General features: G+C 70.8%; 7 protein-coding genes and 1 tRNA gene. 2 read left to right on the top strand and 6 right to left on the bottom strand.

What is annotated here, in order from left to right:
• The first annotated feature begins 166 nt into the window (after positions 1-166).
• Positions 167-1,777, top strand: a complete 1,611-nt coding sequence (locus AOK00_RS12820; protein WP_055600435.1) for a DoxX family membrane protein — start codon at positions 167-169, stop codon at positions 1,775-1,777.
• A gap of 178 nt (positions 1,778-1,955) precedes the next feature.
• Here AOK00_RS12820 and AOK00_RS12815 read toward each other — a convergent pair whose 3' ends face one another.
• The 3 genes from AOK00_RS12815 to AOK00_RS12805 form a co-directional block, all read right to left on the bottom strand.
• Positions 1,956-2,672 carry a nucleotidyltransferase family protein gene (locus AOK00_RS12815; RefSeq protein WP_055600434.1) on the bottom strand — a complete coding sequence of 239 codons (717 nt, stop codon included), beginning with the start codon at positions 2,670-2,672 and terminating at the stop codon, positions 1,956-1,958.
• An 80-nt stretch (positions 2,673-2,752) separates the two neighbouring features.
• Complete coding sequence (locus AOK00_RS12810) at positions 2,753-3,163, bottom strand: hypothetical protein (protein WP_055600433.1); 411 nt, start codon at positions 3,161-3,163, stop codon at positions 2,753-2,755.
• Between the two features lie 233 nt (positions 3,164-3,396).
• A complete protein-coding gene (locus AOK00_RS12805) occupies positions 3,397-4,494 on the bottom strand; it encodes an ABC transporter ATP-binding protein (RefSeq protein WP_055600436.1) in 1,098 nt (365 codons plus the stop codon).
• A gap of 182 nt (positions 4,495-4,676) precedes the next feature.
• Between AOK00_RS12805 and AOK00_RS12800 the strand changes: the two genes are divergently transcribed.
• Positions 4,677-4,750: transfer RNA gene (locus AOK00_RS12800), tRNA-Thr, on the top strand.
• A gap of 71 nt (positions 4,751-4,821) precedes the next feature.
• On the opposite strand, the gene AOK00_RS12795 is transcribed toward AOK00_RS12800, so the two are convergent.
• The 3 genes from AOK00_RS12795 to AOK00_RS12785 form a co-directional block, all read right to left on the bottom strand.
• A complete protein-coding gene (locus AOK00_RS12795; RefSeq protein ID WP_055600432.1) occupies positions 4,822-5,958 on the bottom strand; it encodes a tyrosine-type recombinase/integrase in 1,137 nt (378 codons plus the stop codon).
• Positions 5,958-6,161: a helix-turn-helix domain-containing protein gene (locus AOK00_RS12790; RefSeq protein ID WP_055600431.1), complete on the bottom strand. Its 204-nt coding sequence runs from the start codon at positions 6,159-6,161 to the stop codon at positions 5,958-5,960. Before AOK00_RS12790 ends, AOK00_RS12795 begins: the two co-directional genes overlap by 1 nt.
• A 2-nt stretch (positions 6,162-6,163) precedes the next feature.
• Positions 6,164-6,608, bottom strand: a 445-nt coding sequence (locus AOK00_RS12785; protein ID WP_367870033.1) for a replication initiator, incomplete at its 5' end; no start/stop codon positions are given.

Here is a 6,608-nt window from a genome sequence, read left to right as displayed (position 1 = left end):
CACATGAGTTGTCGATCGGCCTGGGCCGATCGACAACTCATGTGATTCTAGGGAAGAGTGACGAACGGTCACCGAGCATCGGTTCCCCTGGCGCCGTTGATCTTGACGGGTCTCGGACATTTGCGAGCCGTCAAGGCAGTGTCCTAAACCCAGATCACTCGGTTAGATGAGTGTGGACACCAGAACGCCCCGGCCGGGGTTCGACGATCAGCCCGCGTTGAGCATGGTCAAGGTGGATTCCGATCCCGCCCAGGTGATCGTGAACCACGCCAGCTTCCGTGTGCGGCTCGCGCCGGCCCCGCAGCCGAAGATCGGCGCCGGCGCCCGCACCGCAGCCCTGTCCGGGGCCGTGGCAGGAGCGGGCGGACCGCGCCGTCGTCCCGTCGTATGGACCGGAAAGTCCTCGCCGGGCGCGACCGGCCTCCTCCAGGCCGTACGGGAGTCCTCCGTCTCCACGCTCGAACCGGCGGTCGGACACGGCGGCCGCGCCGGCCACGCCGGTCTGGACGGCGGCTCCACCCAGGCCGTCCCGCGCATCGACGACACCATGCCCACCCCCGTGGTGCCCGCCGGCTCCGGCCCCCTGCTGCCGCCGATGCGCCGCGCCGAGGGCGCGTACGACGACCTGTACGAGCTCCGCCCCGAGACCGACGGGCCCGGCTCGGCGGCGTACGAGGACGAGACGGCGGGGGCCCGGGCCGCGCAGCGCCACGGGCAGGACACCGTCCGGCACGCCTACTACCCCGGCCGCCGGATGAACCTCGGCGTCGTCCTCCTCCCGCTCCGCGTCTTCCTCGGCTTCATCTCCATCTACGCGGGCATGGGCAAGCTCTGCGACCCCGTCTACTTCGACGGCGGCGAGCGCGGCTCCATGGTGAAGTGGCTCAACTCCCTGCATCCCTGGCCCCTCGCCGAACCCCTCCGCGACTTCGCCCTCCAGCACCCGGTCGGCGCCGGACTCACCGTCGCCTTCCTCCAGGTCGTCGTCGGCGTCCTCACCGTCCTCGGCCTCTGGCAGCGCGTCGCCGGCGTCGTCGGAGCCCTGCTCTCCGCCGCGCTGCTCCTCACGGTCAGCTGGAAGACCGTCCCGGTCTACGACTCCGCCGACATCATCTTCCTGGCCGCCTGGTCCCCGCTGATCATCGCCGGTGCCCCCGTCTACTCGATCGACGCCCGCCTCGCCGGAGAGGCCTGGCGCACCCTCGGCCCGCGCGCCGACCTGTGGGACCTGCGCCGTCGCGTCATGCGCCGCAGCACCCTCGTCGCCGCGGTCGTCGTCGGCCTCACCCTCCTCATCGGCTCCGTCCTCGGCGGCGCCGTCCGCTCCACCGAGATGGTCACCGTCCCGGGCCCCAACGACGACCCGATCAACCACCTCCCGGGCCGGCCGCTCCCCACCGAGCCGAAGCGCCACGCCCCCTCCAAGGCCGCGACCAAGGTGCCCACGCCCGCCGCGACCAGCGAGGCCCCGGCGGAGCGCGAGGAGACACAGGAGGCGACCCGGCCCACCGAGACCACCCGCGAGACCACCCGGACGCAGGAGCAGCGCCCGACGGCCACGCAGGGCACGGGCACCGGCGGCAGCAGCAGCCGTACGCCCACGCGGTCCAACCCGGAGCCTCCTCCGTCCACCAGCGACACCCCGAGCAGCACGGGCGGCAGCACGTCGGGCGGCGGCTCGGGCGGTGGCTCCGGCGGCGGCTCGACGGGCACGCCGTCGGAGAGCAGCTCGACGTCGGGCGGGGCGAGGAACCCGATCGGCGGACTGCTGGGCTGAGGACTCCGTCCGTACGGAGATCCGGCCGAGCGACGGACACGCAAGGGCGGCACCGCGAGAACGCGGTGCCGCCCTTCCGTACGTGGTGGCGTCATCCCCGGCGGGAGGGGGCCGCTTCGGTCATCCCCGGCGGGAGGGCGCCGCTTCGGTCATCCGCGGCTGGAGGTCGCCGCTTCGGTCATCCCCGCTGTGCGGCGAGCTCCTTGGCGGCCTCGGTGAGGTCCTTGGCGGTGTCGATGGCCCGCCAGTAGGCCCCCTGGGGCAGCGGGAAGCCGGCCAGCCGCTTCTCACGGGCGAGCCGGGGGAACGTGGTGCGCTCGTGGTCGCCCAGGTCCGGGAGGAGCTCCGTGAAGGCCGCGGAGAAGACGTACACGCCCGCGTTGATGAGGTACGGCGACGGCGGCGCCTCGACGAAGTCGGTGATGTGGCCGAAGGTGTCGGTCTCGACGGCGCCCCACGGGATGCGGGGGCGGGCCAGGGCGAGGGTGGCGACGGCGTCGCGCTCTTCGTGGAAGGCGGCCATCTCGCGCAGCGAGAAACGGGTCCAGATGTCGCCGTTGGTGGCGTACCAGGGCCGGTCCGGCGCGGGCAGATGCGCGGCGGCGTACTTGAGGCCTCCGCCGCGGCCCAGGGGCTCGGTCTCGACGACCGTCGTCACCTTGAGGGGCAGGTCGGCGCTCTCCAGCCACTCCTGGAGGACTTCGGCGAGGTGGCCGCAGGAGACGACGGCGTCGGTCACGCCCTCGGCGGCAAGCCAGGAAAGCTGATGGCCGATGATCGGGGTCCCGGTGCCCGGGATCTCGACCATCGGCTTGGGGCGGTCGTCGGTGTACGGGCGGAGCCGTGAGCCCTGGCCGCCCGCCAGGACCACGGCCTGCGTCGGAGAGGTGTGCATACGGGGAACGATAGGCGCCCCGTACGTCCGGCGGTCGGACGCCCGACGGCCGGACGCGCGTCGTGGCTCAGCGTCGTCGCTCAGCTCGCGCGCATCACGCCGGTCGCGTACGAGGTGTCGCAGACCGGCCGCGAGAAGGCCTGGGCGCGGGAGGGGCCGTACTGCTCGACGGCGGCGCGGCCGAGGGAGCGGGCGATGGACATGCAGTGCTTGGCGAGGGAGGGCCGGTTCTCCACCTCGCGCTGGAGGTGGGTGAGGGCGACCCCGGGGTCCTTCTCCTGGAGCTCGGCGAGGAGCTGGTCGCGCAGAATGTCCTGCGGGGCACGGGACTTGGCCCGGACGGAGACCTTGGAGGAGGACGCCGTCAGCTGGGTCCCGGAGTCCTTGCCGGCCCACGGAACGGCGGACACCGCGAGCGTTCCCGAGAGCACCAGGACGACGGGCAGGACGAGGGCGAGAGAGCGGCCGATTCGGCGGGCAGTAGGCGTCACGCAGGCGAGCGTAGCGGCCGGTAGTGATATGGCGACATTTAGTCACTCTCGCGGGGGATGGTTCGAAGTGGCTTTTCGAATTCCGTGTTGACGCGAGGGGTGGGGGTGGGCCGGGAATGCCGGGGTTTTCCCCGGTAAACCCCCACCGGGTCCCGCACTAGGACGAACGACCCCGCATCTGCAGGAGATACGGGGCCGTTCGGCCACAGTGTGGCGCTGGTGTCCGGCGAGGGTCAGTCGCTGAGGCGGGCGCCGGTCGACGTCGAGAAGACGTGGAGCTCGGCGGCGCGCGGGACGACGTGCAGCGTGGTGCCCTTGGCGGGGACGTCACGGCCGCCGACGCGGACGACCAGGTCCTTGTCCTCGCCGCCGACGCGGGTGGAGCCGTAGACGAAGCCGTCGGAGCCGAGCTCCTCGACGACGTTGACGGTGACGGCCAGGCCGTCCTTGCTCGTCGGGCCCGAGACGTCGAAGTGCTCGGGGCGGACGCCGACGGTGACGGTGGTGTCGCCCTTGGCGGAGGCGGCGGCGATGGCGTCACGGGAGACCGGGACGACACTGTTGCCGAACTTGACGCCGCCGTCGACGATCGGGACCTCGACCAGGTTCATGGCGGGGGAGCCGATGAAGCCGGCGACGAAGAGGTTGGCCGGCCTGTCGTACATGTTGCGCGGCGAGTCGACCTGCTGGAGCAGACCGTCCTTCAGGACGGCGACGCGGTCGCCCATGGTGAGGGCCTCGGTCTGGTCGTGGGTGACGTAGACCGTGGTGATGCCGAGACGGCGCTGGAGGCCGGCGATCTGCGTACGGGTCGAGACACGGAGCTTGGCGTCGAGGTTCGACAGCGGCTCGTCCATGAGGAAGACCTGCGGCTCACGCACGATGGCGCGACCCATGGCGACACGCTGACGCTGACCGCCGGAGAGCGCCTTCGGCTTGCGGTCGAGGTACTCGGTGAGGTCCAGGATCTTCGCGGCCTCTTCGACCTTGGCGCGGATCTCGGACTTGTTGACACCGGCGATCTTGAGCGCGAAGCCCATGTTGTCGGCGACGCTCATGTGCGGGTACAGCGCGTAGTTCTGGAACACCATCGCGATGTCCCGGTCCTTGGGCGGCAGGTGCGTGACGTCGCGGTCACCGATGCGGATGGAGCCGGCGTTGACGTCCTCGAGACCCGCGAGCATGCGCAGGGAGGTCGACTTGCCACAGCCGGAGGGCCCGACGAGGACGAGGAACTCGCCGTCGGCGATCTCGATGTCGAGCTGGTCGACGGAGGGCTTGGTGGCACCGGGGTACACCCGGGTCGCCTTGTCGAAAGTGACGGAAGCCATGGTGATGTGTCCCTTCACCGGCAGGAACGTGCCGGACGATCCGAGTAAAGGAAGGATTGAGGTCTAGTCCACCTGGGTGAACCGCATGTGACGCTACCTGGCGCCGCGGGATCTGTCAGCACTCCACCCGGGGTGAGATTTCCGACCGTCGCCGGGACGAGGTTGGTTACACTGCACTCGCTGCCTCCTTAGCTCAGCTGGCCAGAGCACCGCTCTTGTAAAGCGGGGGTCGTCGGTTCGAACCCGACAGGGGGCTCACGGCAAAGGGCCAGCGCAGGGACATGTTTCCCCGGCGCTGGCCCTTTCGCATGATCACGGCCGTGCCACCTACGTGCCAGATGGCTTGTCTTTACGGGCTTGGCGGATCATCTCTCCGAGCTTCCCCGCGATGTGCTGATCACGGTCGCTCGTCATGTGCTGATAGATCAGGGCGGCCCGGGTCGTGCTGTGGCCCATCCGCGTCATGAGCTCACGCGTGCTGGCCCCGGCGCTGGAGGCGAGGGTGTTCCCGGTGTGGCGGAGGTCGTGGAAGTGCACGTCATCGGAGATGCCGGCGGTGGCGCGGGCGGCGGTCCAGTCGTCCCGGAAGTTGCTGCGTCGAAGGAGGCCGCCGCGGGGACCCCGGAAGAGGTGACCGTCCTGCCCGGGACCGGCGAAGTGCTGCAGGTGGTGAGCGAGCTCGGGGACGAGTTCGGCCGGGAAGGCGACCGGCCGGACGCCGGCGGCGGACTTCGGTGCCTTGTCGGCCAGCGTGCCGTTCTGCAGCTCGGACTGGGCACGGCGGACCAGGACCACGCAGCGGGTCAGGTCGAGGTCCCGGCGACGCAGCGAGGCCAGCTCGCCGAAGCGGAGGGTGGTGAAGGCGGCGAGGAGGACGAGCACGCGGTGGTGCGGCTGGATGGCGTCGGCCACGGCGTACACCTCGGCCACGGTGAGGACGGGCCGTTCAGGGACGTCGTAGCGATCGGCGCCCTTGATCCGGCACGGGTTGCGGCGGATCAGCTCGTCGTCGACGGCGGTGTTCAGGATCGCGCGGAGCAGTTGGTACGCCTTGACGACGGTCGGCTCTCCCACGCCGTCTTCCAGCAGGGCGGTCCGCCAGGCCCGTACGCGGGGCGTGGTGATCGCGGCGAGCGTCCCGGCGCCGAAGGTCGGCTTGATGTGCAGCCGGATCACGCCCTCATTTCGCTCCCGGGAGCGGTCTTCCAGCTTGCGGTGCTTCAGCCAGTCGTCGGCGTACGGCCCGAAGGCGACCTTGCCCGCGTCGGGCGCCTGGTAGGTACCCCGGATGATCTCCGCCTCGATGGTGGTCAGCCAGACGAGGGCGTCCGTCTTGGTGTCGAAGGTGTGCGGCGCCGACTTCGTTTCCCCGGACAGCGGGTCGCGGTAGCGAGCCTGCCAGCGGCCGGACGCGAGCTGTCGCACAGTGCCGAACCGGCGGCGCTGGCCCTTGCGGTTCGCCATCAGGCCGCCTTCCCGAAGCGCCGCACGATGGGCTGCACGGTGTGGGTCTCGATGTACGCCAGGACGGCGGGCTCAGGGATGCGGACGTGACGGCCGACCTTGACGAAGGTGATGCGCCGTTCCTCGATCAGCCGCCGGGGGAACCGGACGGTGGTGCCGAGGAGTTCGGCGACCTGGTCGACGGTGAGCAGACGGGCGGACATGGTCACCACTCCTCTTCGGCTGACGCTTCGAGCTGGGCGCGGATCTCGCGGGCGTGTTCGCGGTTGTGCTGGATGTCGCGGCGGATGTTGGCGGCGAGCCAGGATTCGCCGGGGGTGGAGCCGTGGCCGGCGTAGGCCCAGTGGGCGACGACGAGGAGGGTGGATTCAGGGTGCTCGTCGGGGTCGGGGAGGCCGAGGACGGTGCGTTGCTGGTGGGCGCGGTAGTCGGCGCGGACCTGGCGTAAGGCTCCGAGGGTGGTGGAGTAGCGGCGGGATTTGGTGGAGAAGTGGCCGCGGAAGCCGAGCATGTGGGCCCAGGCGTGGAGTCGTCGGTCGGGGTAGGCGGCGTCGAGGTCCATGCAGGCTTCCATGAGGCGCCGGGGGTGGTCTGGGACGCCGAGGAGGACGAGCGCTTCCTTGTTGCCGACGCGGTGGTCGACGGAGCCG

The sequence above is a fragment of the Streptomyces aureus genome, from assembly GCF_001418135.1.
GTDB lineage: Bacteria > Actinomycetota > Actinomycetes > Streptomycetales > Streptomycetaceae > Streptomyces > Streptomyces aureus_A.
This window is presented reverse-complemented; position numbering and strand designations above follow the sequence as displayed.

Coding starts and splice junctions, on each gene's coding strand:
- AOK00_RS12795 (WP_055600432.1), bottom strand. CDS start 5,958: ATGGCGAACCGCAAGGGCCAGCGCCGCCGGTTCGGCACTGTGCGACAG.
- AOK00_RS12820 (WP_055600435.1), top strand. CDS start 167: ATGAGTGTGGACACCAGAACGCCCCGGCCGGGGTTCGACGATCAGCCC.
- AOK00_RS12805 (WP_055600436.1), bottom strand. CDS start 4,494: ATGGCTTCCGTCACTTTCGACAAGGCGACCCGGGTGTACCCCGGTGCC.
- AOK00_RS12815 (WP_055600434.1), bottom strand. CDS start 2,672: ATGCACACCTCTCCGACGCAGGCCGTGGTCCTGGCGGGCGGCCAGGGC.
- AOK00_RS12790 (WP_055600431.1), bottom strand. CDS start 6,161: ATGTCCGCCCGTCTGCTCACCGTCGACCAGGTCGCCGAACTCCTCGGC.